At 67.1% G+C, this 25,090-nt stretch carries 18 protein-coding genes and 2 pseudogenes; 14 read left to right on the forward strand and 6 right to left on the reverse strand.

The window, feature by feature from the left end; genetic code table 11:
- Positions 1–192, reverse strand: a pseudogene (locus G6027_RS18345) (IS21 family transposase); the annotation flags it as partial.
- A gap of 163 nt (positions 193–355) precedes the next feature.
- Between G6027_RS18345 and G6027_RS17430 the strand changes: the two are divergent.
- Positions 356–1,315 (forward strand): annotated as a pseudogene (locus G6027_RS17430) (ISL3 family transposase); the annotation flags it as partial.
- On the opposite strand, the gene G6027_RS17435 reads toward G6027_RS17430, so the two are convergent.
- Positions 1,312–1,530, reverse strand: a complete 219-nt coding sequence (locus G6027_RS17435) for a hypothetical protein (RefSeq protein WP_182638232.1) — start codon at positions 1,528–1,530, stop codon at positions 1,312–1,314. The pseudogene G6027_RS17430 and the gene G6027_RS17435 overlap by 4 nt on opposite strands.
- Before the next feature lie 137 nt (positions 1,531–1,667).
- Complete coding sequence (locus tag G6027_RS17440) at positions 1,668–7,868, reverse strand: DUF4011 domain-containing protein (protein WP_182638233.1); 6,201 nt, start codon at positions 7,866–7,868, stop codon at positions 1,668–1,670.
- 522 nt (positions 7,869–8,390) lie between these two features.
- Between G6027_RS17440 and G6027_RS17445 the strand changes: the two genes are divergently transcribed.
- From G6027_RS17445 to G6027_RS19170, 5 genes are read left to right on the forward strand one after another with little or no spacing between them, the layout of a single operon-like run.
- Complete coding sequence (locus G6027_RS17445; RefSeq protein WP_241727243.1) at positions 8,391–9,203, forward strand: iron-siderophore ABC transporter substrate-binding protein; 813 nt, start codon at positions 8,391–8,393, stop codon at positions 9,201–9,203.
- Positions 9,200–10,306, forward strand: coding sequence for an iron chelate uptake ABC transporter family permease subunit (locus G6027_RS17450; RefSeq protein ID WP_182638235.1), 1,107 nt, complete (start codon positions 9,200–9,202; stop codon positions 10,304–10,306). The genes G6027_RS17445 and G6027_RS17450 overlap by 4 nt, the downstream gene beginning before the upstream one ends.
- On the forward strand, positions 10,303–11,439 hold the full coding sequence (locus tag G6027_RS17455) for an iron chelate uptake ABC transporter family permease subunit (RefSeq protein WP_182638236.1): 1,137 nt from the start codon (positions 10,303–10,305) through the stop codon (positions 11,437–11,439). The genes G6027_RS17450 and G6027_RS17455 overlap by 4 nt, the downstream gene beginning before the upstream one ends.
- Positions 11,432–12,277 (forward strand): ATP-binding cassette domain-containing protein, encoded by an 846-nt coding sequence (locus G6027_RS17460; RefSeq protein ID WP_182638237.1) that lies wholly within the window; start codon positions 11,432–11,434, stop codon positions 12,275–12,277. The genes G6027_RS17455 and G6027_RS17460 overlap by 8 nt, the downstream gene beginning before the upstream one ends.
- Before the next feature lie 57 nt (positions 12,278–12,334).
- Positions 12,335–12,940 (forward strand): SIP domain-containing protein, encoded by a 606-nt coding sequence (locus tag G6027_RS19170; RefSeq protein WP_182638263.1) that lies wholly within the window; start codon positions 12,335–12,337, stop codon positions 12,938–12,940.
- Positions 12,941–13,047: 107 nt separating this feature from the next.
- On the opposite strand, the gene G6027_RS17470 is transcribed toward G6027_RS19170, so the two are convergent.
- Positions 13,048–13,263, reverse strand: coding sequence for a hypothetical protein (locus G6027_RS17470; RefSeq protein ID WP_182638268.1), 216 nt, complete (start codon positions 13,261–13,263; stop codon positions 13,048–13,050).
- A gap of 61 nt (positions 13,264–13,324) precedes the next feature.
- Here G6027_RS17470 and G6027_RS17475 point away from each other — a divergent pair, with 61 nt between their 5' ends.
- The 7 genes from G6027_RS17475 (at position 13,325) to G6027_RS17505 (ending at position 21,810) form a co-directional block, all read left to right on the forward strand.
- Entirely contained in the window at positions 13,325–14,758 is a 1,434-nt protein-coding gene (locus G6027_RS17475; RefSeq protein ID WP_182638238.1) for a DUF3375 family protein, read from the forward strand.
- 41 nt (positions 14,759–14,799) lie between these two features.
- Positions 14,800–15,345: a DUF4194 domain-containing protein gene (locus tag G6027_RS17480; protein WP_182638264.1), complete on the forward strand. Its 546-nt coding sequence runs from the start codon at positions 14,800–14,802 to the stop codon at positions 15,343–15,345.
- Complete coding sequence (locus G6027_RS17485; RefSeq protein ID WP_182638239.1) at positions 15,338–18,742, forward strand: SbcC/MukB-like Walker B domain-containing protein; 3,405 nt, start codon at positions 15,338–15,340, stop codon at positions 18,740–18,742. Before G6027_RS17480 ends, G6027_RS17485 begins: the two co-directional genes overlap by 8 nt.
- Positions 18,742–19,902, forward strand: coding sequence for a Wadjet anti-phage system protein JetD domain-containing protein (locus G6027_RS17490; RefSeq protein ID WP_182638240.1), 1,161 nt, complete (start codon positions 18,742–18,744; stop codon positions 19,900–19,902). The genes G6027_RS17485 and G6027_RS17490 overlap by 1 nt, the downstream gene beginning before the upstream one ends.
- A gap of 54 nt (positions 19,903–19,956) precedes the next feature.
- A complete protein-coding gene (locus G6027_RS19175) occupies positions 19,957–20,178 on the forward strand; it encodes a ribbon-helix-helix protein, CopG family (protein WP_182638241.1) in 222 nt (73 codons plus the stop codon).
- 1 nt (position 20,179) lies between these two features.
- A complete protein-coding gene (locus G6027_RS17500) occupies positions 20,180–20,452 on the forward strand; it encodes a type II toxin-antitoxin system RelE/ParE family toxin (RefSeq protein WP_182609775.1) in 273 nt (90 codons plus the stop codon).
- Between the two features lie 161 nt (positions 20,453–20,613).
- Positions 20,614–21,810, forward strand: coding sequence for a methyltransferase (locus G6027_RS17505; protein ID WP_182638242.1), 1,197 nt, complete (start codon positions 20,614–20,616; stop codon positions 21,808–21,810).
- A 32-nt stretch (positions 21,811–21,842) separates the two neighbouring features.
- Here G6027_RS17505 and G6027_RS17510 read toward each other — a convergent pair whose 3' ends face one another.
- Complete coding sequence (locus tag G6027_RS17510) at positions 21,843–22,124, reverse strand: hypothetical protein (protein WP_182638243.1); 282 nt, start codon at positions 22,122–22,124, stop codon at positions 21,843–21,845.
- Positions 22,125–22,281: 157 nt separating this feature from the next.
- Between G6027_RS17510 and G6027_RS17515 the strand changes: the two genes are divergently transcribed.
- Positions 22,282–23,649, forward strand: a complete 1,368-nt coding sequence (locus G6027_RS17515; RefSeq protein WP_241727244.1) for a cytochrome P450 — start codon at positions 22,282–22,284, stop codon at positions 23,647–23,649.
- Here the strand turns inward: G6027_RS17515 and G6027_RS17520 are convergent.
- Positions 23,630–25,090: AMP-binding protein (locus G6027_RS17520; RefSeq protein ID WP_182638244.1), on the reverse strand; the 1,461-nt coding region annotated here is incomplete at its 5' end. The genes G6027_RS17515 and G6027_RS17520 overlap by 20 nt on opposite strands.

The following is a 25,090-nucleotide window of genomic DNA, read 5'->3' on the forward strand; positions in this document are numbered from 1 at the left end:
GAACAGTCGCTCGTACACCTGACTGTCGTCGAGGTTGGCGACATCGTCCCACGTCACCTCGTGCGCATCGGCGGCCTCCAACACCGCGGTGACGCTCTTGCGGGACATGCCCTGCGAGGCCGCGATCGCCCTACCGGACAGGCCCTCGCTGCGAAGCTGCAGCACAAGCTTCGCTCTAATCTTCCGTACCATCACCAAGTGCTCCTTCCGCCACGTGCCCTATACACATGGCGGAAGGAGCCTAGAGTCGGTGGCCCCCACGCAAGCCGCTACTGGCCCCCAAGCGCAATACTCGCGCAAACAGTCGGTGGCCCCCAGAGGCAATAGCCCTGGCCCCCAGTGAGACGAATATTCACTGGCGATCGACCGCACCAGCGTTTCCGCCGTGGCCAAGGCCCTCGGGCTGGGCTGGGACCTGGTCAACGACCTGGCACTTTCGAAGATCCGCACGATTGTTTACGACCAGCCCGGCCACCTCGAGGGCGTCCGCGTCCTCGGGGTGGACGAGCACAAGTGGAAGCACGTCCGGGGCGATGGCAGCAGCTCGTTCGTGACCGTGCTGGTCGACCTCACCCCGGTGGTCGATGGCACCGGCCCGGCCCGCCTGCTGGACATGGTCCAGGGCCGCTCGGCGAAAGTCATGACCGACTGGCTCGACGCCCGTGACCAGGCGTTCCGTGACCGGATCAAGGTCGTCACCATGGACGGGTTCGCCGGCTATCACTCGGCCGCCGCCAAGGCTGTGCCTGCGGCGCGGACGGTCATGGACCCGTTCCACGTCGTGCACCTAGCCGCAGACAAGCTCACCGTGTGCCGTCAGCGGGTTCAACAGGCCACCACCGGGCACCGGGGCCGCTCCGGCGATCCGCTGTACGGCATCCGCAGAACCTTGAACACCAGGGCGGAACTGCTCACCGACAAGCAGAAAATCCGCCTGTGGCGGGCATTCGTCGCCAACGATGCGCACGCCGCCGTGGAGATCACTTACTGCGTCTACCAGCGACTGATCGACGCCTATGAGAACTCCGGCAAGCGCGAGGGCAAGATCGCGATGTATAAGCTGCTGCGCTCGATCCGCTCCGGCGTACCCACCGAGCTGCCGGAGCTCGCACAACTCGGCCGATCGCTCTGGAGGCGCCACGCCGAAATCCTGGCCTACTTCGACATCGGCGCCTCCAACGGCCCCGTCGAGGCCATCAACGGACGTCTCGAGCACTTGCGCGGGATCGCCCTGGGCTTCCGGAACCTCGGTCACTACATCCTGCGATCACTCATCCACTCCGGTGGGCTCCAGGCTCGAATCAACGCACTCTAAATCCGGAAGGGCCCCTTCACCTTGTACGTCACGGGTGGATGCTTGAGCTTCACGCCGATTGCGTTGAGAAGCCAGGAATAGTCGGGACAGATTACCTCCGACTCGTCGACCGGGCCGACTCCGGCCGCCGCGAGACCGTGATTGAGGCCCGCCAACCAGCTGCGTTGGGGATCGCCTTCGCCGACGCCGTGCAGATAAACGATCTTCTTGGACAAAGTGGTTATCCATTCTTGGGATTCGAGCACTGTGAGCTTCGAGGCATCGGCCGTCTAGAACAGTGGTGCGGATTGATCAGAAGTAAAGCTAGCGAGGAGCTACGACAAATGAACGGACATCACACGTTGATGCGGCTTCACGCAGACGGCCCTTCTTCGGCCGTCGCGACCGACCATGCCAAACGGAGTCGGTCCGTCATGCCGGCGGTCAGACGCTTCATCCCGAATTTCTCGAGTACGGCTCGAAACCGGTCCTCCTCGGACTCCGTGCCGTCGAAGCCAGCCCCGACCATCACGTTGGCGATCTCCACGAGTGGAAGGTCTGTCAAAGGCCGGCCGGTATCGAGCCGATAGGTGTCGAGCGTCGCTGGGGTGACGCCTTCGGGCCACACGAAAGGCTCGTTGTGTGACGTGTGAAGCCACTCCTTCGGCAGGTCGGCGAGAAGGACGTCCCGCATTTTTTGGGACACGCGCCGGACATCGAAGCACGTACCGACCCTCCGCGCGAGCTCCTCGGGAGTCATGGGTGCCTCTGCTGCCACCACGTGGCTAAGCCGTTCCAAGACTAGCGCTCGCACATCTGGGGAAACGGGCGCAGCCACGTCGTCCTTTGTTCCAAGCTCAGGGTCGGCAACAGGAGTGAATCGGACTTCGCGTACCTGACCGCTCCGAACGAGGACAGCCCGGTCGCCATCACGGGCGACTTCCTCAGCGGTGGTGACGAGTCCCTTACTGTCGGCGAGTGGGGTCGCCTGAGACGGAGTTTCTTCATGAAGAGGTGGAACCGCAAACTCTGACCGGGTGACCTCGTCCACGTACTGCTCAACCGCGATGTCATCCGCCTCCGCCCACTCAAGGTGTTCGACGGTCACTGGAACTTGATCATCCGCTGCAGCGTCAACGTCGGCCGCTTCCGCTGCGAGACGAGCGGCGGTCCGTCGCCTCTCCTCGGCCAGCCGCTCCTCCATCTGACGGCGAGATTCCGCAAGAACAAGGTCACGTTCCTGCAGATCCTGGTGTCCTTGCCGGACAGAGTTAATGATCTTGTTCACGACCTGGTCCGGCCGCGAATGCCACTCCGGCAACCAGACACGGACCACGGAACCCCACCGCATCATGTTGCCGAGGAGGCCCGGGGTCATCTCTCTGTCGGACACTGTGGGCATCGCGGCCCACCGGTCGCTATCGAGCAGGACGGCGCATTCCCAGCGGCTTTCCCCGGGATGGCGCACCGCGAGGTCAACAGTGAACTCGGAGAGACCGTACTCGGTGGTCACGTCGAACCCGCTGTCCCGCAGGCGTTGGGCGAGGTCATCGCGGATGGAGTTCTTGATACGCGCCGCGGCACCACCGTCGACTGTGTCGATAAGCGCGGATTCGAGGTAGCCGCGGAGATCCGCCAGCCCCTTCGAGTTAGTACGTGCGAGGTCAATGTCGGCTGCATCGAATGAGGAGAAGACCACGACTTTTCGGCGCGCTCGGGTAATCGCAACGTTCAGGCGTTTCTCGCCACCGGCCCGGCTCAGTGGTCCGAAGTTGAGCGGGAGTCGTTCGCTCGCGGTCTTCGCGGAAAATGCGGTGGAAAACAGGATCACATCCCGCTCGTCACCCTGGACGTTCTCCAGGTTCTTGACGAACAGGGGGTCCTCCTCATCGTCGAGTCGGGCTCGGATGAGCGGATCGTCACTTCTTTCGAGCGCGTCGAGGATCAAATCGCGTTGTGGGACGTTGAACGTCACGACGCCGATCGACTGTCCGCCACGGGCCGGGTCGTTGACTCGTGCGGCGATGTCGTCGACGATCGCCTCGGCTTCGACCGGGTTGGTTCGAAGCTGAGGTGTGATGCCGTGCCGGTACTCGGGCGCTCCGCCGTTCTTCCATTCCCTGGGGATTGACCGGTGGAAGTGCCCCGGGACACGTTGGAGGTCGACTCCCGCGTCCGGTTCTCCGCCGGGGGACGGAAGACTAGACAGGTTTCCCTCGTAGTACTGGTTGTTTGAGAACGCGATCAGCCGTTCGTCCTGTGAACGGTAGTGCCAGGAAAGCCACAAGCGCGGAAGCCCCGACTCGACGCATTCGGTGAGGATGCTCTCGAGGTCGGTGGGGACCACCTCGTCCTCCGTGTCGAGGTCAAAGTCGTCGTCAGCCCCGGAGGTCGAGGAGCCGAACTTGGTGGGTGGCATCTGCTGGCTGTCGCCTACGATCACCGCGGACTTGGCCCGGCCCAGAGCGCCGACCGCCTGATCTACGGTGACCTGCGACGCCTCATCAAAGATCACCATGTCGAACAGTGGGCCTTCGGCCGGGACAAAGTTCGCCAGCGACGCTGGCGAGACGAAGAGGCACGGCGTGATCGCTGTGATCGTCGAACCATAGCGTTCCATCAACCGTCTGAAGGTCAGTCCACCGCGTTTGCTGTTGAGCTGGCGAGATAGCTCACCGACCTCGCCAGTGAGCCGGTCTGCGCGGAATGGTCGCTGGTCGAGCAGGCGGGCAGCCAACGCGTTGGGCGCTTCTTGGCGGAGTCGGGCCGACGCCCGGCCAAATTCTTCGACGTCGCCGTCCCTGCGCACAGCGTCGAAGTCGGACAGACCGAACGCGGTGGAGCGTTCCTCGATTGACGCAGTGGCGAGTCCTCGGCGGAGTGCGACCGTGGTCTCGACGGGCTCGATCTCCCCGGACAACAAGGCAGACGCGGCCGCATCCAATCCCACGCGGTTCAACGGTATTAACGAGGCGATCAGCCCCGCCGACCGTCGGACGATCCCGCCACCGTTTCCCGAAAGCTGCTCCGTCCACCTGGGCAGGATCTCGATGAGTCTGGTAAGCCACGGCTGACCGTCCCGCCAGCGATCCAGGCGGTCACGAGTGACGTCGAGTGCCGCACAAAGAGTCGCCCACGCGGCGTCGAATTCGCGGATGGCGGGAACATCCGAGTGAGTGACACCGTGATCCGCGATCATCGACCGGAACTGTTGGTGCTCGCGGGCGAAGTGGGCTTGAGCCTCGATCGAGTCCGCGATCGATGCCACGACAGCCGCTTCTTTCAGCATGTCCGTCGGTAGAGAGTCGTCGAGGCAGGTGCGCCCGAAGTGACGGCTTCCTGAGAGCACAGTGTTGAGTCGCTCGTCGAGGGCGTTCATCTCCTGCCGTGCGCGGGTGACGTCGGCGGCGAGAGCTCCGAATCTCTCGGGGGCTATCGCCGCCGGATCGGAGACGAGCTGCGCGGCCGCCTCGTCGAACGCTGCCCGTCGCTTTTTCTTGCCGAACATCTTGTCGTCGATCGCTCCGGCGAGCTGGGCGGCAGAATCGAAATCGCCGGAGACGAGCGCGATGTCGGGGACCACTGTGCGGACCGGCGCGATCCGCTGCCGGAACGAGTGGATGGCGGCAGCCAGTTCTTGAAAGCGGTTCGCCATCTCCCGGCTCGGTCCAGCGTCGAGGTCCCGCGCCGGCACCTCACCGTGTGCGTGGAGTTCTTCCAAGTGATTCACCAGCGGGGTCAGAAACGCTGTTGGCGCAACCGTGTCGACCGTGGCGGATTCGACCTCGACCGCGTCTCGCACAGCCGGCGGAAGTCCGTCAAGGGCGGTGCGAAAGCGGGAAACCGCGGCGATCAGCTCTTCGTCCGTGGCAGCCGTGGCGCCGGGGCCGATGAGATCCCATTCGGGATTGGCGCCCGGGGGAGTACTGCGTGCAATCCTCTCGAAATCCCGGAGTGCGTCTTCAAGGAGCAATTCGTCGATCTCAGGCGAGGTGACCGACTTGGCATCAATGGGAAGTATCTGTCCCGGACCGCACTCGTCCAGCGTTGTGACGGCCGACCAGAGCGAGTACCCGGCGGGGTTGGTGGAATGAATCTTGTCCGGGTACTCCCGAAGCGGGTCGAGACGAGCCCGGTACCGGTCGACGACAGTTCGCCACGTCCGGTCGTCGTATGCGACCTTCAGGTCGATAGACGCTTTGAGCTGGTTCCGGATACTCGTCGGTTTCTGGTCGACACCGTGGAGGTCCAGCGCGAAGTCTGCCAGTCCGACTTTCTCCAATCGCCCCTTGACCACGTCCAGTGCCGCCTGCTTCTCCGCGACGAACAGAATCGTGCGGCCCTGTAGGAGGCTATGGGCGATGAGGTTGGTGATAGTCTGCGACTTGCCCGTGCCAGGTGGACCCTCCAGGACAAAGCTGCGGCCCTGCCCGGCAGCGACGATCGCTCGCATCTGGGCGCCGTCGGCTGCAATAGGCAGGGTCAGCTGGTGTTCGGGGACGTCGAAGTCGCGGAGATCCTCGGCGCCCGCAGGGTCGACGAAGCTAGAGCCGGACTTCTCAACTAAGTGGCGGAAGACCGGAGACCGGCCGAATGATTCCCATTGTTCCTCAAGATCTCGCCACATGCCGTAGGTCGAGAACTTACAGATGCCCACAAATGCGGTCTCTCGAATCTCGTATGGGAGCGAGTGGGCAGTCAGACTGCGACTGATCTCCTCCAGCGCCCGTGTGATGTCCAGGCCACTGTCGTCGAGTGGGGGCTCATTGAGCGACGGGATCACCACGTCGTGCTTGTTGCGGAGCCACTCCACAAGGCAGTAGTTGGGAGTCGCTTGTGTAGAGGTATCGATAGAAATCGCGAACCTAGAGTTGCCCGTTCCGCCGGTGATCTTCACGGGGATGAGAAAGAGCGGAGCCTGAGCTGGGTTTCCAGTAGACCCCAGAATCTCCATGCTGCCGAGCGTGAGGTATAGGTTTGAGCTTCCGGTCTCCTCGAACAGGGTGCGCACGCTGCGAACTAAGCTCCGAAGCCTCGTCTTGTAGGACTTCTCCGTGATGTCCGCGTGGACCCGCTGTCCGGAGACGAGTTCATCGAGAAGTTGGTCGTGGGGTAGGTCGAGGACACTGGTAACGCCCTGGAGTTGACGCAGGTCGCTCACCGCGTCCTTACCCAGCAAGCTCACGGACCTCCCGTTGTGGATCTGGTCGTCCAACTCGGCCAGGCCGTCCCTGGGCAGGACGAGTTCCATCACCTCTGCGTTGGACTTGATGTTGAGAAGGCGGTTCCGCAGCGTCAGGTCCAGCAGAGACTGCTTCCAGTTCTGCACACGCCGGGGTGAATTGTCGGCTCGGAGGGCCCGGCTGACCTCCGAGTCATCGGCCGCGCCGAGCGAAGGAAGTGCCCAGTCGCCATCCGCGGTGGGTGCGTTCGGATCCACGGAGTTGTCGGGGTTCTCGTCGGACGCCGAGTCTGTAGGAATGGGGCGCATGCCGTCCCGACGACTAGCGGCGATGTCGATCAAGCCACGAATCTGGGTGCCAGCGAGAATCTCCCGCCCACGCGTATTTGCGGCCGCGAAGCTTGCCGTGTCGTAGAAGACTGCGTCGACGGGAAGCAGGACGCTGGAGGTCACGAGGTTGCGGATGGCCCCCTCCTCGAGCACTACGGGTGTTGGGGAGTTCTGCTCCACCAGCATGATGCCGGTGACTGCGTGACCATTGACGATCCCCACGACGGGATTGAGTCCCGCAGCCTCGCATACGGCGCTATACGTGACCGCCAGATCGATACACGTTCCGAACTTCGTGCTCAGGACTTCGCTGGTCGAGCGGATCCGCTGGCCGGTGTTCTCGAATGACGCGGGCGGGTTTATGTACCGGATGCCTTCGGCCTTGAGCGCCTCGAAGACGGCCAGGGCGATGGTCGCGGCACGAGTGGACCCCGCCTGATAACCCTGGAGTGACGCGTCGCCGGTGCGTTCCTTGAGGAGCTGTGATGCGGTTGAGAGGACGCGTCTGACCTCGGGTGCGTTTGGCTGGATGAACGCGGATAGTGACTCGAAGAACGCGGGGGAGTTGAACCACTCGTTCTCAGCGAGGATCCGAAACTCCGGCTGAAGCTCGGTGACCTCCTCGAGGTCCACCGGTCGGCCGATCCGTTCAGCCTCTTGCGAGAGGTCGTCTGGATTGATCGTGTCGGCGCCCACCTTCGGGTCGCCATGGAGTATGAGTTCGAAATGGGCAGGGTAACTCTCGGTACGTCCCACAACTTCTGCCAGGTGGGGGCGAACGAGCGCGCGCTCCGGCGAATAGAACCGGGATCGAGGCTCGATGGACGGAATAGAGATCGTCGCGCTCTGGGCAAGTTCTTTGCCGTCCGTCGACGTCAACGTCGCACTCACGGAAACCGCAGTCGTGCGGTCGTAGGCGCTCCTGTTTACGGCCTCGACTTCGTAGATCACCGGTATGGAGTTATGGGCGAGCGCGTAGTTGGTGGCGGGGAAATGGCGCACCGTCACTTCAAGTGCGCCCATGCGCAGGACCGACTCGGCGAAGATTGATGTAGTGCTCAAGGGGACTCCTGTACGAGCGAAGAACTCGCTCTCAATGAGGGCAATCTTATTGTGGTGCAATACTCACATACTGGTCAGACATCTGGCCGAGCGAGGGCGAATCTCTTGCTAGCCGCCATGAAGTGGAGTGGCGCTAAACCTCCCTGCCCCTATCCCGCTGATCCTCTATAGCGGTTCCCCCGTGCTCGGTCGGCCGGTCGGGGGCAGCCTCGATACGAAAGCGGGCAGTTCTCAAACCTCGTGCGATCTCGTCGTCGGGAGGGGCCCGTGCGCACCCTCACCATAGTGGCGATGTAGGTTATCCTCACCTAACCTAACGAGCGGCCTACGGCCGACACCGTGTACATCACCACTCCGGGAGGCCCCATCCCCATGCGCACGTCACTATCCCGCCCGGCTGGGTCACGAAGAATTGTCTCGCCCAGAGCAGTGTCTCTCGCGACCGCCTCACTCGCAGCGGCACTGGTCCTGGCAGGCTGCTCCTCCGACGCTCAGGAGTCGGAAGCGGCCGGCGGCTCGGAGATGACGCGCAGCGTCGAACACGCGCGGGGGACTGCCGAGGTGCCGGAGGCGCCGCAGCGCGTGGTGGTCCTGGAGCCCGTCGAGCTGGACACGGCCGTCGCGCTGGGCGTGACGCCGGTCGGCGCGGCGGTGGCCAGCAACGTCGCCGGCGTGCCCGAGTACCTGGGCGTTGACGGCGTGCAGCCGGTGGGCACGGTGCCGGAGCCGGACCTCGAGGCCATCGCCGAGCTGCAGCCCGACCTGATCCTGGGCACCGACTCGCGGCACTCGAAGCTGTACGAGCAGCTGAACTCCATCGCCCCCACCGTGTTCATGGAGACGCAGGCCGACCCGTGGCAGGAGAACGTGCTCCTGATCGCCGAGGCCCTGGGCAAGACCGACGAGGCCCAAGAGCTGCTGGACGGCTTCAACGACCGTTGCGAGGAGATCAAGGACGAGTTCTCCGTGGAGGGGACCACCGCCAACATGGTCCGCCCACGCGATGAGACCACACTCAGCCTCTACGGCCCCGTCTCGTTCGCGGGCGGTGCCCTGGAGTGCGTGGGCTTCACCATCCCCGAGCAGAATTGGGAGGACGGCCTGCAGGCGGACATCTCGCCGGAGAACATCCTCCGGGCTAAGGCCGACCACGTGTTCGTCACCACCTCCGACGTGACCGACGAGTCCACGATGCCCGACGCCATCACGCAGAACAGCGCCGAGTTCCCCTCGGTCACGCTCGTGGACACCAGCTATTGGGTCTCCGGCGTCGGCCCCCGGGGCGGCGAGCTGGTGCTCGATGACATCGAAGAGTTCCTCCGATCGCAGCAGTGACCACCGCTACCACCCATTCCGATCCCCGTCCCGCGCCCCAGGGCGACGGGACGGGGACCTCGGCGTCGGAGAAGGCGCCGCACCACGAGCCCGCCACGACGGGCCGGCGAGTCCGCATCATCCTGGGGCTGGTCGGCCTCGTCCTGCTTCTGGCCCTCTCGGTGGCGCTCTCAGTCATGGTGGGCTCCAACACGCTCCCGCCGGGCGTCGTCTGGGACGTACTGCAGGGCGGCGGCTCGCCCGAGGCGCGGTTCGTGGTTCAAGACCTGCGCATCCCGCGCACCGTCACCGGCGTGATCGCCGGCGTCGCCCTGGGCGCGGCGGGCGCACTCATTCAGGCGTTCACCCGCAACCCGCTCGCCGATCCCGGCATCCTCGGCGTCAACGCCGGCGCGGCCTTTGCCATCGCCGTGGGCGTGGGCTTCTTCGGGCTCAGCGACTCCTCGCAGTTCGTGTGGCCCGCATTCCTGGGCGCGCTCGTGGTGACAGTGGCCGTGTACCTCATCGGCTCCTCCGGTCGCGGCAACGCCGACCCCATCCGCCTGACCCTGGCCGGGGTCGCGCTGGGGGCGGTGTTCTCCGGCATGACCACCGGCCTCACGCTGAGCAACCCCGACGCCTTCGAGCACATGCGCTCCTGGAACGCCGGCTCGCTCCTCGGCCGCGGGTTCGACGTGCTGGTGCCACTCCTGCCGTTCATCGGTGTGGCCGTGATCCTGGCCCTGGTGCTCACTCCCGGACTCAACGCGCTGGCGCTAGGAGAGGACGTGGCCCGCGCGCAGGGCGCCAACATTTTGGGTATCCGCATCGGGGTGATCGTCGCCGTGACCATGCTCGCGGGCACCGCCACCGCGCTCGCCGGACCCATCTCCTTTATCGGCCTCATGGTCCCGCACGTCGCCCGCTGGATCTTCGGCGTCGACCAACGCGTGATCCTCACGATCTCCATGCTCCTGGCTCCGGTGATCGTCCTGCTCTCCGACGTCCTCGGCCGCGTGCTGATCGCCCCTGCCGAGATCCCCGTCGGGATCGTCACCGCTTTCGTCGGCGCTCCCGTCCTGATCATCCTGGCCCGCCGGCGGAAGGCGAGCAGCCTGTCATGACAACCCCGATCGACTCTGCTCGAATCGACGCTCGGACCGACACCGCTCGGAACAGCACCATTCGGACCGGCACCGCCCCGATCACCACCACCCCGATCGACCTCGGCTACCGGCGCCGGGTCCTGCGCGTGGGACGGCTCGAACTGCCGGTCCGGGCACGGAGCATCGGCGTGGCGGTGGGCGTGGTCCTCGTCGTCGTCGTCCTGGGGGTCCTGTCCCTCGGGCTCGGCACCTACACGCTCGGCCCCGGCCGGGTCCTGGAGGTGTTCTTCGGCGGTGGGGGAGCGCTGGACCGCACGGTCGTACTGGAGTGGCGGCTGCCGCGCACGCTCGCCGCGATCGCTCTGGGCGGATTCCTGGGGATCTCCGGTGCGCTCTTCCAGACCGTCACCCGCAACCCGCTCGCCAGCCCGGACCTCCTCGGGTTGTCCAACGGTGCGTTCACCGGAATGCTGCTGACCCTCGTGCTCACCTCGGCGGGGTGGCCGCTCGTGACCGCCGGCGCGGTTGTCGGCGGGCTCGCCACCGCGGCCGTGATCTGGGGACTGGCCCACCGCGGCGGGGTCCAGGGATTCCGCCTCATCGTGATCGGCATCGGCGTGGCCGCGATCCTCGCCTCCGCCAACACCTGGATGCTGCTGCAGATCGGGCTCGAGACCGCCATGTTCGCCACCGCCTGGGGGGTCGGCACTCTCAACGGCGTCACCGCGGTGCCGGTCGCCGGAGCCGTGGCCTGCGGAATCCCGCTGCTGCTCGTGCTGGTAGCCCTCACGCCGCGCCTGCGACAGTTGGACCTGGGCGACGACGTGGCCACCGCCACCGGCGCCCGACCCGCCCTCGTGCGCACCCTCGCGCTGCTGATCGCGGTCCTGCTGGTCTCCGTGGCCACCGCGGTGATCGGCCCCGTCGCGTTTGTCGCACTCGCCGCCCCGCAGGTGGCCAAGCGCCTGGCCCGCACGCCGTACCTCTCGCTCACCCTCTCCGCACTCGTCGGGGCGCTGCTCCTGCTGGCCTCGGACCTCATCGCGCAGCACGTGCTGCCGGTGGGGTTGCCGGTCGGCGTGGTGACCGTCTCCGTGGGAGGGCTGTACCTCGTCGTGATGATCATCAAGGAGATTCGCCGCCGTGCCTGACCAGACCGCTTCCACCTCCCGGCTCCTCGCGCAGGACGTGACGCTGGGATACGACGCCGACCCCGTGATCACCGGCCTCTCCGCAGAAATCCCGGCCGGCTCGTTCACCGTGGTCATCGGCCCCAATGCGTGCGGCAAGTCCACCCTGCTGCGGGGCCTGTCGCGGCTGCTGGCGCCCCGGTCCGGGACCGTGATCCTCGACGGCAAGGCCATCAGCTCCCTGCCTGCCAAGGAGGTCGCCCGCCGGTTGGGGCTGCTGCCGCAGTCGGCGCTCGCTCCCGACGGCATCACCGTGGCTGACCTAGTGGCGCGCGGCCGGTACCCGCACCAGAGTCTGCTGCGCCAGTGGTCGACCGTGGACGAGGAGGCCGTGCGCGAGGCGCTCGAGGCCACCGGCACGCGGGAGTTGTCCGCGCGGCCGGTCGACGAGCTCTCCGGTGGCCAGCGGCAGCGCGTGTGGGTGGCGATGGTCCTGGCCCAGAAGACCGACCTGTTGCTGCTGGACGAGCCCACCACCTTCCTCGACATCGCCCACCAGGTGGAGCTGATGGAGCTGTTCGCTCACCTCAACCGCGGCGGCCGGACAGTGGTGGCGGTGCTCCACGACCTCAACCACGCCGCCCGCTACGCCGACCACATCATCGCCATGCGCGACGGGCGAATCGTCGCCACCGGGACCCCGGAGCAGGTGGTGACCAGTGAGCGCGTCGAGGAGATCTACGACCTGCCCAACGTGGTGATCGCCGATCCAGTCACCGGCGGCCCGCTCGTGGTGCCGCGCGGCCGACCTGTGCACGTAGAGGATCCCGTCCAGGTCCAAGAGGAGACAACCCGATGACGACGAGCTCCGCGCCCACCCGCCCCTGGGAGTACAGCGCCTTCCGAGGTCGGGGAGATCGACGTGGACGTGTTCCTCCACCAGCCCGCCGGGCCGGCGTCCACCTGGGCCGCGACCTGCGCACCCGGCGACGAGCTGGTGCTCACCGGACCCGACGCCCGCGCGGGCTACACCGGGTACGGCATCCACTACACACCGCCCGAGCCGCCCTCCCGGCTGCTGCTGGTCGGCGACGCCTCCGCGCTGCCCGCGATCCGCAACATCCTCGCGGCGCTGGCCCACGACACACGGGCGGATGTGTTCCTCGAGCTGAGCAACCCGGTCGACAACTCTCTCGAGTCGCCTGCGCCCGGCACCCGCATCCGCGTCATCGAGCCCGACGCGGTGACGGCTGGAGGCTCCGCGGACGACAGCTCAAGCAAGAGCGCGGATGACAGCACGGTCGAGCAAGCGCCAGACAGCGCGCTTGAGCGTGCGGTCCGGGAGTGGGGCGCTCAGAACGGCGCCGACCTGACCGGCGATCCCACCGCCTACGCGTGGATCGCCGGCGAGGCCGGTGCCACCACACGCTTGCGCCGCTACCTCACCGCGGACCTCGCCATGCCCAAGGAACGGGTCGCCTTCCTGGGGTACTGGAAGCTCGGCGGACCGCTGGTCGGGTAGGAACTCATTCCCGGCGCTGCGCGGAGCGCCCGGCACCAGGCGAGCGGGCCCACCGTCGAAGTCGTGGTGGGAGGGGGCGTGGTCGCGACTGTGAGGCTGGCGGATGGTCAACGGCGCTTGATCACCTGCCACTCGGCGTCCGCGCGCTCTTGGACCAACTCGTCGTCGTTATCTAGGACATGGCCCCAGTAGTCGACGGCCCGCCCGCCCGACCACCGGTACCGATGCCGGTACGTCACTCCCCGCGGGTCGGCGAGGGTGGCGGCGAAGAACTGCTCGGCGGCCGGGCCGGCCGGATGGCTACGGTGTCCGACCTCACTCATAGACTCGGGGGCGCAAGCCCGGTGGAACCGCGGACCGGGAATTCCGCCACGAGGAGGCCGTGTGGACTACGCGCAGATCGAGTCGCTGCGCGAGCGGCACCCCGCCTGGCGGATGCTGCGCGCCACCCACGCGCCGCTGTTGCTGTCGTTCCTCGGGCGCTTCTTCGTGGACGAGGGGCACGGTGCCAGTCCCCAGGGGCAGATCGTCGACGCTCTGGACGACCAGCTCTACCAGCTCAACGCGGACGATCCGGACCGACCGCGATTCCCCCGTTCGGCCTCCGACTACCTCGCCGAATGGGCGGCGCCCGAGTCCGGGTTCCTGCGTCGCTTCTACCCGCTTGGCACAGACGAGATCCACTACGACGCCACCCCGGCGTTGGAGAAGGCCTACGCGTGGGTCCAGAGTCTGGCGGAGCGGCCCTTCGTCGGAACCGAGTCGCGGCTACAGACCGCAGTGGAGCTACTCCGGCAGATCGCACAGGGCACCGAGGTCGACCCAGCGGTGCGTTTGGACGAGCTGCAGCGGCGCAAACGCGAGATCGAGCACGAGATCGAGCAGATACGCCAGGACCCGGAGTCCGGCCTGCTCGATATGACGGCCGTGCGCGATCGCTACCAACAGTTCGCCTCCACCGCCCGCGAGCTGCTCGCCGACTTCCGTGAGGTGGAGGAGAACTTCCGCGCGCTCGACCGCTCGGCCCGTGAACGTATCGCCACCTGGGACGGGAGCAAAGGCGAGCTGCTGGCGGAACTCGTCAGCGGGCGGAGTCGCATCGATTCCTCCGACCAGGGACGCAGTTTCCAAGCGTTCTACGATCTGCTGCTGTCGGCGTCCAGTCAGGAGGAACTGTCGACGCTCCTCGAGCGGCTCACCTCGATCGCTGAGCTGGGCGTGGACCGCCGCATCCGCACAGTGCACCACGGCTGGGCCGAGGCCGCCGAACGCACCCAGCTGACGGTGCGGCAGATCTCCGAGCAACTCCGCCGATTCACCGACGACCAGATCTGGCTGGAGAATCGTCGCGTCCTGGACCTGGTTCGAGAGATCGAGGGCACCGCACTGCGGCTGCGTGACGGCGCCTCACCCGGCTTCGGTGTGGAGCTGGAGGAGACCGGCGTCGACATCTCCCTACCCACTGAACGGCCCCTCCACAGTGTGCGGCCCGCCGCCGAGGTAAACAGTCTCCTCCCTCCGGCGCAGCACGAGGACGTGGACACCTCCGTTCTGACCGACCAGGTGATCGTCGACTCAGCCAGGCTCGCCGCCCGACTCCGCTCGCTGATCCCGGCGCGCGGCACCGCCCTGCTCGAAGACATCATTGCCATGTACCCGGTCGAGCACGGTGCGGCGGAACTTGTCGGGTACCTGGCATTGGAGGACGACGAGCTCGAGGTGACCACCGATGAGCGTGATGAGACGGTGATCGAGTACGACGAGGCCGGACGAGCGATGCGGGCGCGGATGCCGCGGGTGGAGGTGAAGCGCCGGTGACACCGGAGGAACGCGCGATCGCGACCAGTGCCATCCGACTCATGCAGGGAGTCGTGTACCAGGAGTCCGACGACTGGGCGGACCTCCTGCGTCATCGGGGTGCCGTGCGCGACCACTTCGCCGTGGTGGGACTCGATGTGGTGATCGACGACGACGAGGGATACGCCTACCTCCGCACTGCAGAGACCCCCGACGGCGACGAGCCGCTCCCACGCGTGATCCGGCGGCGCGCGCTCACCTACACCGACAGCCTCCTTCTGGTGCTGCTGCGCAAGCGGCTGGTGGAGTTCGAGTCGGCGGGCGACCAAGGACAGCTGGTGCTCAGCCAAGGGGAGATCGTCGAAATGCTCCAACTCTTCCTTGCCCGCAGCACCGACGAGGCCCGCGTGCTCAAACAGGTCGACACCTCGATCAACCGGCTGGTCACCATGGGCTTCCTCCGCCAACTCCGGGGACGCAAGGACACCTGGGAGGTGCGCAGGATCCTCAAGGCATATGTGGACGCCGAGACACTGTCCGACTTCTCGGCCAAGCTGGCCGAATACGCCGACGTCGGAGCCGGAAATGCGGAGGCCACCTATGAGTGACGGCCTCTTCTCCTCTGTCGAGTTGGACGCGGGCGGACGCCCGGGCTTCCGCCTGGCCCGGCTCGAGGTCTACAACTGGGGGACGTTCGACTCCCGGGTCTGGCAGTTAGAACCCGGTGGCGAGACCCTCCTGCTGACCGGCGATATCGGCAGCGGCAAATCCACCCTGGTCGACGCGGTGAGCACTCTCATGCTTCCCTCCCACCGGATCGACTACAACAAGGCGGCCGGCGCCGCGCGCAAGGAGCGCACCCTGCGTTCCTACGTCGAGGGCCATCACAAGACCGAGCGAAACGAGGCCACGGGCAGCGTCCGCCCGGTGGCGCTGCGGGACCGGCGCTCGTACTCGGTGATCCTGGGAGTGTTCGTCAACGAGGGGTACAGCGACGAAGTCACGCTCGCCCAGGTGTTCCAGCAGCTGGACGCCACGGGTCAACCGTGGCGACGGTTCATCACCGCCGACCGCGCCCTGTCGATCGAGGCGGACTTCACCGATTTCGGTTCCGACTTGGGCGCGCTGCTCAAGCGCCTGCGCGCCGGCGGGGCGACGGTCGAGAAGGACTTCCCGACCTACGGGCGCGCCATGCGTCGCCTGCTGGGGATCCGCTCCGAGCAGGCCATGGAACTGTTTCACCAGACCATCTCCATGAAGGCCGTGGGAGATCTCAACGAATTCGTCCGCACCCACATGCTCGAACCGGCCGACGCATCCGGACGCATCGAGGGGATCATCCGGCACTTCGAGGACCTCACCCGCGCCTACGACGCCGTGCAGCGGGCCCGCGCGCAGCTCGAGGCATTGGAGCCGCTCGTCGAGTCGATCAACAAATTCGACGCCGCACTCGACCGTCGGGGCGGACTCCACGAGGAACGAGTGGCGATCCGGCCCTACTTCGCGGAACTGCGCATCGAGCTGCGAAGGACCGAGATCGACCGGATACGCGCGGACGTCGACGCAGCGACCGCCCAGCTTGAGCAGATACGAGCGGAGGCCGCGGATCTGAGGGTCGAGCGCGACCAGCTCGTCACCGCCCGCGCGGAGGCTGGTGGTAACCGCATCGGCGAGCTGGAGCGGGAGGCCCGGCAGGCGGGGGAGCAGGCCGACGACCGGCTCCGCCGGCGGGAGAGATTCGACGACGCCGTGGCCGGCGCCGGCCTGGACCCGGTGAGCGACGCGGCGGGGTTCTCCGACCTCGCCGCCCACGTCGCCCGTCGACGATCGGAACTCGAGGACGAGGCCACCCAGCTAAAGAGTCAGCACAACGCCTTGGTGCTGGACCGCGGAGAACAGAATAAGCAGCTGCGCGAGGTAAAGGAGGAGTTAGCCAGTCTCGCCGGTCGCCGTAGCAATCTCCCGGATGAACAGCTCCAGCTGCGCGCCGAGCTCTGCGTGGAGCTCGGACTGGATCAGGTGGATCTGCCGTTCGCGGGCGAACTGCTCGACGTGTCCGAGGACTACGCGGAGTGGCGCGGCGCCGCCGAACGAGTGCTGCGTGGGTTCGCCGTGTCGTTGCTGGTGCCCCAGCGGCACTATGCCGAGGTGGCGCAGTGGGTGAACTCCCGCCGGCTGGTCGCCCGGCGTGCCGATGGTCGCGAGGCGGGCGTCCGGTTGGTGTACGAGCGTGTCCCCGAGCGGCATGTCTCGCTGCAGCGCCCGCAGACCGAAGGCCTGTTACTGGCGGACACCATTGAGATCGCCGCCACGCCCCTGCACGGGTACCTGCACAAGGAACTGTTCGCGCGCGCGGACCACCGCTGCGCAGCGACCCTTGAGGAGTTCCGGAACGCCGACCGGGCGGTGACCCGCGAGGGCCAGGTCCGGTCGCGCGACCGACACGTGAAGGACGACCGGAGGTCGGCGACCGACCCTCGGGGCTGGGTACTGGGCTGGCGCAATGAGCAGAAGGTCGCGGCCCTGCAGGAGCGCCGCGCGCAGTTGGACTCCGTGGTGGCCGAGTTCGACACCTGGCTCGAGGACGCGTCCCGCGGGCAGAGGGAGGCGTACGCGCGGCACACCGCACTCGCGCGACTGGCCGACTATCCGTCGTGGCGGGATCTGGACTGGGAGGAGGCCCGGGCCCGCGCAGATGCCGCCGAGGCCGAGCGTCGCCGCCTGGTGGAGGGCAGCAGTGAGCTGGCCGAGATCGACCGGCGGCTCGCGGACGTCGACGAGGGGGTCCGCGTCCTCGGAGTCGACGAACGAGCATTGGCGGACAAGCACAGTCGCTGGCAGAGCCGGATCGAGCACGAGACCGAGCAGATGACACACGACCAGCGCGGTCTCGAAGAATTGGACGAGGAGATCCTCGTGGCCGCCCGCGAGATCTACCCGCGGCTGCGTGAACGCCAGGGCCGTGCTGGTTCGACGAAAGCGGTGTCGATGAGCGCGGACGAGGCCCACCGCCAGGAGCGGGCCCTCTCCGACGCGATCGACTCCGAGACCGACCGCACCCAGCGTGAGCTCAACGGCTACACCACCAGCATTCAGCAGGCCATGGCGGAGATCCGTCGGCGTTGGCCCGAGCAGACCACCGAGATGGACGCGTCGGTGGAGGCGCGCTCAGAGTACGTCCGGTTCCACGAGCGGGTGGCCGACGACGACCTGCCGCGGTTCGTGGACGAGTTCGAGGACCAGCTCAAGAAGAACACGATCCGCGAACTCGCCGGCTTCCACAACTGGCTCCGGCGCCAGGCTGACGACATCGGGCAGAAGATCGAGAAGATCAACGAGGCGCTCGGTGCGATCGACTTCAATCCCGGACGCTACGTGCGACTGGACCGCGAGAACACGGTCAACCAGGACGTGCGGCAGTTCCGCTCGGACCTACGGGCAGTCACCGACGATGCGCTCGGCGGCGGGGATGATCAGTACTCCGAGCAGCGCTATCAGGAGGTGCGCGCGATCCTCGAGCGTCTCCGGGGCCGCGAAGGGCACAGCGACACCGACCGGGCCTGGCGATCCCGCGTCACGGACGTGCGGAACTGGTACACCTTCTCCGCCTCCGAACGCGATCGTGAAACCGATGAGGAGTGGGAGCACTACCGTGACTCCGACGGAAAGTCAGGCGGTCAGAAGGAAAAGCTGGCGTACACGATCCTCGCGGCGTCTTTGGCATATCAATTCGGTCTGGAGTGGGGAGCGGACAAGGCCCGCGACTTCAGGTTCGCGGTGATCGACGAGGCGTTCGGCCGCGGCTCGGATGCCTCCACCCGCTACGCCCTCGAATTGTTCGCCAAACTCGGTATCCAATTGCTCATCGTGACGCCGCTGCAGAAGGTGCACGTGATTGCGCCCTACGTGCGATCCATCGGGTACGTGGACAATGTCGAGGGGCGATACTCGCGCGTGGTCATGATGACCACTGAGGAGTACCACCAACAGAGCGGCGGCCGCTGATGGCTGCGAGCGCGCGCAGGTGGGCCACGCCCGAGACCGTTCGCGACAAGGTGCGCCGCCGCTGGGACGACGGCACCCTGCTCCGGACACTGGTTGAGGGCGAACCACTGGCGCCCATCGAGGTCCCGCTCGGAGGACCCCGGGCCTCAGAGATAGGTGATCGCCTCAGTGAGGTGCAGAACTGGATGGCGGCGCTCATCAGCGGCAGCCGTGACGGATCGCGGTACGACCTCCGGTACAAGGTGATCGGTGGCCGGGCGGTCGGGCGAAACCAGATCCCTACGCATGCCGTGGTGTCCCGGCTGGAGCAGGCCTGGGAACTGGTGGGGGTCCGCGCACAGGTGGCTGTTTTCGAGCAGATGATTCTCTCGGCCCCGGACCAGCGCGTGCGCGAGTGGTTGCTCGCCAAGCCGGTCGCCGCGCTCGGCCATACCGCCGAGTGGTCGCAGCTCCTGACGGCCTACCGGTGGCTCGATGCCGCGCGGGGGAGCGGGAAATACCTTCGACAGATCGACGCTCCGGGTGTGGACACCAAGTTCGTCGAGGCCAGGCGATCGGTGCTCGCCGACCTACTCGGCATATCGCGTCAGGCGGGGCCGTTCCTGATCGACCTCGGGCTGCACACAAAACCGGAGTACGTGCGTATCCGCCTCGCCGCCTCCATCGGCCCGATCCCTGTCTCGGAGCTGAGCGTTCGGGTCGACGAGCTCGACGATCTCGACCTGCGATTCACTACAGCCGTGGTGGTGGAGAACGAAGTCACCTACCTCACGCTTCCCGTGCCCGCCGACGGGGTAGTGATCTGGGGCAGGGGATTCGACGTGGCGCGACTCGGGCGCTGGGCGGTGTTGCAGGACGCGGAGGTGCACTACTGGGGTGATCTTGATACACACGGCTTCGCGATCCTGCATCGACTCCGGACCCACCTTCCGCAGACCCGGTCCTTCCTGATGGACGCGGAGACCCTGCACGCCCATCGCGACCGGTGGGGGCGGGAGAACGCCCCGACCAGCGCAGCACTCGGCCGGCTCTCAGCGAAGGAGGCCGCCGTCTATGACGACCTCGTCTCCGATCGCTTCGGCGACCAGGTCCGACTGGAGCAGGAGCGAATCAACTGGGCCTGGACGCTAGACCGGCTGCCCTACAACGGGCCCGGATGAGGAACACCGGTATTGGCATGCTGGTTATACTCGTATACCGACGGAAGAGGTGTCATGACGGCTAAACAACTCAACACGAAGCTGGACGACCAGACCATCGCCCGTCTGGACCATCTGGCTCGCGTCACCGGCAGGTCCAAGTCGTTCTATGCGAGCGAGTTCATCCGCAGCGGGCTCGACGAGATGGAGGACTGGTACCTGGCCCAACACCGTCTGGAGGAGTTCCGGCAGTCAGACGACTCCGCCATCCCATTGGGCCAGGTGGACTGGTCCTGAAGTGGCGTATCTGGTCGAGGTCACGCCGCACGTCCAGAAGGTCATCACCAAGCTCGGTCGTCAGGACAAGACTGCGCAGCAGAGAATCAGGGCATTCCTCGAGGAGCGAATACATGGGTGCGAAGACCCCAGGTACCTCGGAAAGGCGCTTCGTGGCGACCAACACCTCTGGCGGTACCGCGTGGGCGACTACCGGATCATCTGCTCGATCGAGGATCAACGGGTGACAGTCCTCGTCGTTGATGTTGCGCATCGGCGTGAGGTCTACCGATAGAGATCGACTGCCCGTGACCGTTCGGGGGCAGAGCTGAGACACTGGGCTCGGCCCGGATCACGGGTCACTTGCTCTCGCGCGGTCATTCCTCATCCTCGGGTCGAGCGCGCGACCGTCTGAAGGATTCATGTGTCTTCTCTTGTGCCGCACTCGGACCGCCCGTGAACACCGTCAGCTGGCGGGAGAGCGGTGTCGACCGCACCGCCGGGTGGCGCTCCGAAAACGCCGCACCTGTCCCGACTGGAATCGTCGTGATCACCGACGACATCTCCGCAGACAAGGCTCTCCGAATCGCCCAGAGAGGCTCAAGCCTGCTGTGGCGGGGGGACTTCCATAACGCTCGGCAGCTCATGCGCGCCCTCGACCGTCGCCTCGAGAAGCGGGCGTCCCGGTCACCGCAGAGCTCCGAACCCGGGGAGGTCTTCCTCGCCAACCGGAAAGCGCGTGCCCAGCGCGCGGCGATCTTGGGCAAGATCCTGATCCCACTGGAGCCTGACTACACAGTTCGATTGCGCCGAGCGCCCGACGCGCGCGAGGCCTGCGCGCACGCCTACGGCCAGCCGGTCGACCAGCCCACCGACGAGTCGAGCGATTCCGTCGGCGAGGAGACGCTCGTGTCGCTGCCCGAACTCCTCGGCGTCATCAGCGCGTATGAGTGGCACCGCAAGGGCATCGAGGTCAGCGCCCTGGGGGCTCGGATCCATCCCGCCCACGGCGTCTTCGCCCCCACCCGCGACGAGTACATCGACCTGGTCGCCGGCGCCCCCTGGCCGGAGGGCATCGACCACCCTGTCGTGTGGGACATCGGCACCGGCACCGGGGTGCTCGCGGCGGTCCTGGCCCGGCGCGGGGCCCGCGAGGTGGTGGCAACCGATATCAGCCCCCGCGCCGTGCAGTGCGCCCAGGACAACGTGAATCGGCTGGGGCTGGCGGACCGCGTTGCGGTGATCCAGGCCGACCTGTGGCCCTATGACGACGACGAGGCGGGCCACTCCGGGCGGGCCGACGTGGTGGTGTGCAATCCGCCATGGATTCCCGGGCGTCCGACCTCGGCCCTGGAACAGGGGATCTATGACCCGGACTCCGACGTTCTCCACCGCTTCCTCAGCGGGCTCGCCGATCACCTCACCCCGCAGGGCGAAGGGTGGCTGATCCTGTCCGATCTTGCCGAGCACCTGGGACTGCGCACTCGCGATGACCTGCTCAGCCGTATCGACGCGGCCGGACTGACCGTGGTCGGGACAAGCGAGACCACGCCTCGCCATTCCCGCGCCGCAGACAGTGCCGATCCGCTGCACGCAGCTCGGTCTAGGGAGCGCACCATCCTGTGGCGGGTGGGGGCGAAGCGGAGCACCTAGTCGAGGCTGAGCACGTAGCGGAGCCGGCGCACCTACCGGAGCCGGCGCCCGCCGAATGCCCAGACGAGGGCATGTACCGCGAGCAACGGGGCGATGAGCACCACTGCGCCCCAGCCCGTGGTGGCAACGGGCATCCAGTCGTCCCAGGATGCGCGCATGGCGCCGAGAAGGTCCCCGCGCTCGGACTCAGCAGGCTCTGGTGAATCGTGCCCGGCGTCGACATCTAGGTAGTCGCCAAAGAGCCCTGCCACGTCCGCACCGTCCGCCGTGACGTGGAAGTCGGCGGGCCGAGGGGACTGCGAAGCGGAGTGCATACCCGGGATTCGACGCCGGGGTCGCGGCGGATTGGGTGCGGTGCCGGGCGGCAGGAGAGGACCTCGTCGTCGTCGCACTTTCCGCGCCACCACCGTATTTCCGGCACGTAGGCTGGGCGACGCCCCGCACTCCACCCGAGGCCGAGGATGCAATGCCATGGACAGCGTGACGGACAGGTCGGCTTCCGCCGCGTCCGGAGGAAGCCTTACCGACGTTGACCGCGCACCCCTGCTCCCGCCCGGACCCCCGCTGCCCAGGTCGATCCAGGGCTTGGGCTTCGGCCTCGCCCGGCGCAGAGTGCTCCAGCGCCTGCAGGCGAGATACGGCAACGCCGTCACCGTGCACCTGCCCATCTACGGGCGCGCGGTGATGATCTCCGACCCCGCGCTGGCCAAAGAGCTCTTCACCGCCCCGCAGCAGTCGCTGACCAACGTCGACCCGAATCTCGGTCGGGTCCTGGGGGAGCAGTCGATGTTCGCGCTCGAGGGCACCGACCACCGTCGGCGTCGCAAGCTGCTCACCCCGCCTCTGCACGGCAGGCGCATCAAGGGCTACGAGGCGGTCGTGGAGGAGGAGACCCGGCGCGAACTCGACTCGTGGGTCGTCGGTCGGCCGTTCGCCTCCATGCCGTCGATGACTCGCATCACGCTGGACATCATCATCCGGACGGTGTTCGGCGCCCGGGACGATGAGCTCGTGACGCTGCGCCGCGTCATCCCGCCCATGGTGGAGGCCGGCTCGGCGGTGGTCATCACCCCGGAACTGCCGGTGCGCGTGGGCGCTGTGGGCGTGGGGTCGTTGGGCCCGCGCGCTCGGTTCGCCCGCTACAAGAAGGTCTACGACGACGCGATCACCTCACTCATCGCCCGGGGCCGCCGCGACGACCGACTCGACGAGCGCGACGACATCCTGGCGATGATGCTGCAGAGCACCTACGACGACGGCTCGTCCATGACGGACGAGGAGATCCGCGACGAGCTCACCGCACTGCTCGTGGCGGGACACGAGACCACCGCGACGACGCTCGCCTGGGCGCTGGAGCGGCTCAGCCGGAACCCCGCGGTGCTGGACGAGCTGGTCGCCGAGGTCGACGCCGGGGGGACCGACTACAGGCACGCGACGATCCTGGAGGTGCAGCGCAGCCGGCCGGTCATCGACCTCGCCGGACGCAACGTGCAGGCTCCGCACCTCGACCTGGGCCCGTGGCGCATCCCGCGCGGATACAACGTGATGGTCGCGATCTCGCTGCTGCACGACGACAGCGTGCACTTCGCCGAGCCCGAGCGCTTCGACCCGACCCGCTTCCTCGACACCACGCCGCCGCCGGCCTGGCTGCCGTTCGGCGGCGGAACCCGGCGATGCATCGGTGCGGCGTTCGCGACGATGGAGATGGACGTCGTGCTGCGCACCCTGCTGAGCATGTACGCGATCGTCCCGACCACCGAGCGGGACGAGAAATGGCACTCCCGCGGCGTCGCGTTCGCGCCGCACCGAGGAGGGCGGATCACCGTCCGGCGTCGGTGACGGTCGACGGGACCAGCCCGTCCCGGACAGCCTTGGTCAGCCGTACGTACTCGCCTGATCCGGGATCACGGATCCACGTTCGCGGGCCGGCCTTCGGCAGGCCCCGGGCGGCAAGTCCGGTGGCGTCCGGCCTGTACCAGTTCGTCACCGGGATGTCGGCGACGACGTGGACGATGTCCGGTCGTCCGGCGGAGGGGACCGAGACGAGTGCGCCACCGACGTCGGCCGCGGTGATCGCCTTGGAGCCCCACTTGCACACAGCGGCGACGGCGACCGGACCCGTGGCAGCGGGCACGCCGTACACCACGGCGATATCGACCTCGGGCAGATCCCCGAGCGCGTCGGCGACCTGGATCGGGAACACCGGGCCGTGCGACGTGCGGACCACCGTGCTCGCCGGAGCGAGCAGCCAGAAGTCGCCGTCCCGGTCACGCTCGAACACGTCGTCGGTGGACACCCACGTGTCGCCCCGTCGGAACATCCCGCGCAGCCGGCGAACGGAGGCGTCCACCCGGAGGCGGGGCCGGGCGAGAAGCACCCCGGGAGCGCCGACCTCGCTCGGCAGGGCATAACCGCCGGGGCCGGTCATGATCGAACCGGCGTCGGGGTCGACCTCGACGAGCCGCACCTCGGCGGTGCCGGGCAGCGGTCGGCCGCGAGCACCTTGCTTGGATGTCGAGAGATTGGCAAGAACGACATCGACCTCGGTGCCGGCGTAGAATTCGAGGACCCGGGTCCCCGGGTAGCGGTCCAGGACCCGTCGCCACACCCCGCGGGGCATGCCCGATCCCATGAAGAGGGCGATCCTCGGGAGGGTGTCGCGCGGATCCACCGGCTGGCGGACCAGTTCGCGCATCATCGCCCACGTATAGGACACGACCGTCACCCCGTAGCGGCGGATCTCCTCGTCGAAGGTCGCCGGGTCGAAACCGCGTGACAGCGCGATCCGGGACCCACCGGCCACGGCCCCGCCGACGGCGGTGAGCAGACCGGACGGGTGATGGAGTGGACTGAGGCAGTAGACGGTCGACGCGGCGGTCAGGCGCGCGGCGCTGGCAGTGCCGAACGCCGAGAGCGCCCACCGGTGGTTGGTCACGAGCTTGGTCTGCCATGAGCCCGTGGAGCGGGTGAAGACGACAAAGGCGAGGTCGCCGGCGCGGCCGGGGTCCGGTCGGTACCAGCGGGGTAGCTCGACCGCATCGGGGTCGATTCGTTCGAGGTCGACGACCCCCTCGCCGAGGTCTCCGGGTAGGGCGCGGTCCGCGCCGCCGCCGAGGACGAGCGCCCGCGCCCCGGCGTCGGTGACCTTGGCGGCGTGCTCCGGGTCGACGACGACCTCGGACACAGAGCTGAGCTGCAGCAGCTCGGACAGATCCGGGGACGGAGGCAGCAGCACGGCCACGGCGCCGAGACGCGACAGCGCGGCGATCGCGACCAGCGC

The sequence above is a fragment of the Dietzia sp. SLG310A2-38A2 genome, from assembly GCF_014145095.1.
Taxonomy (GTDB): domain Bacteria; phylum Actinomycetota; class Actinomycetes; order Mycobacteriales; family Mycobacteriaceae; genus Dietzia.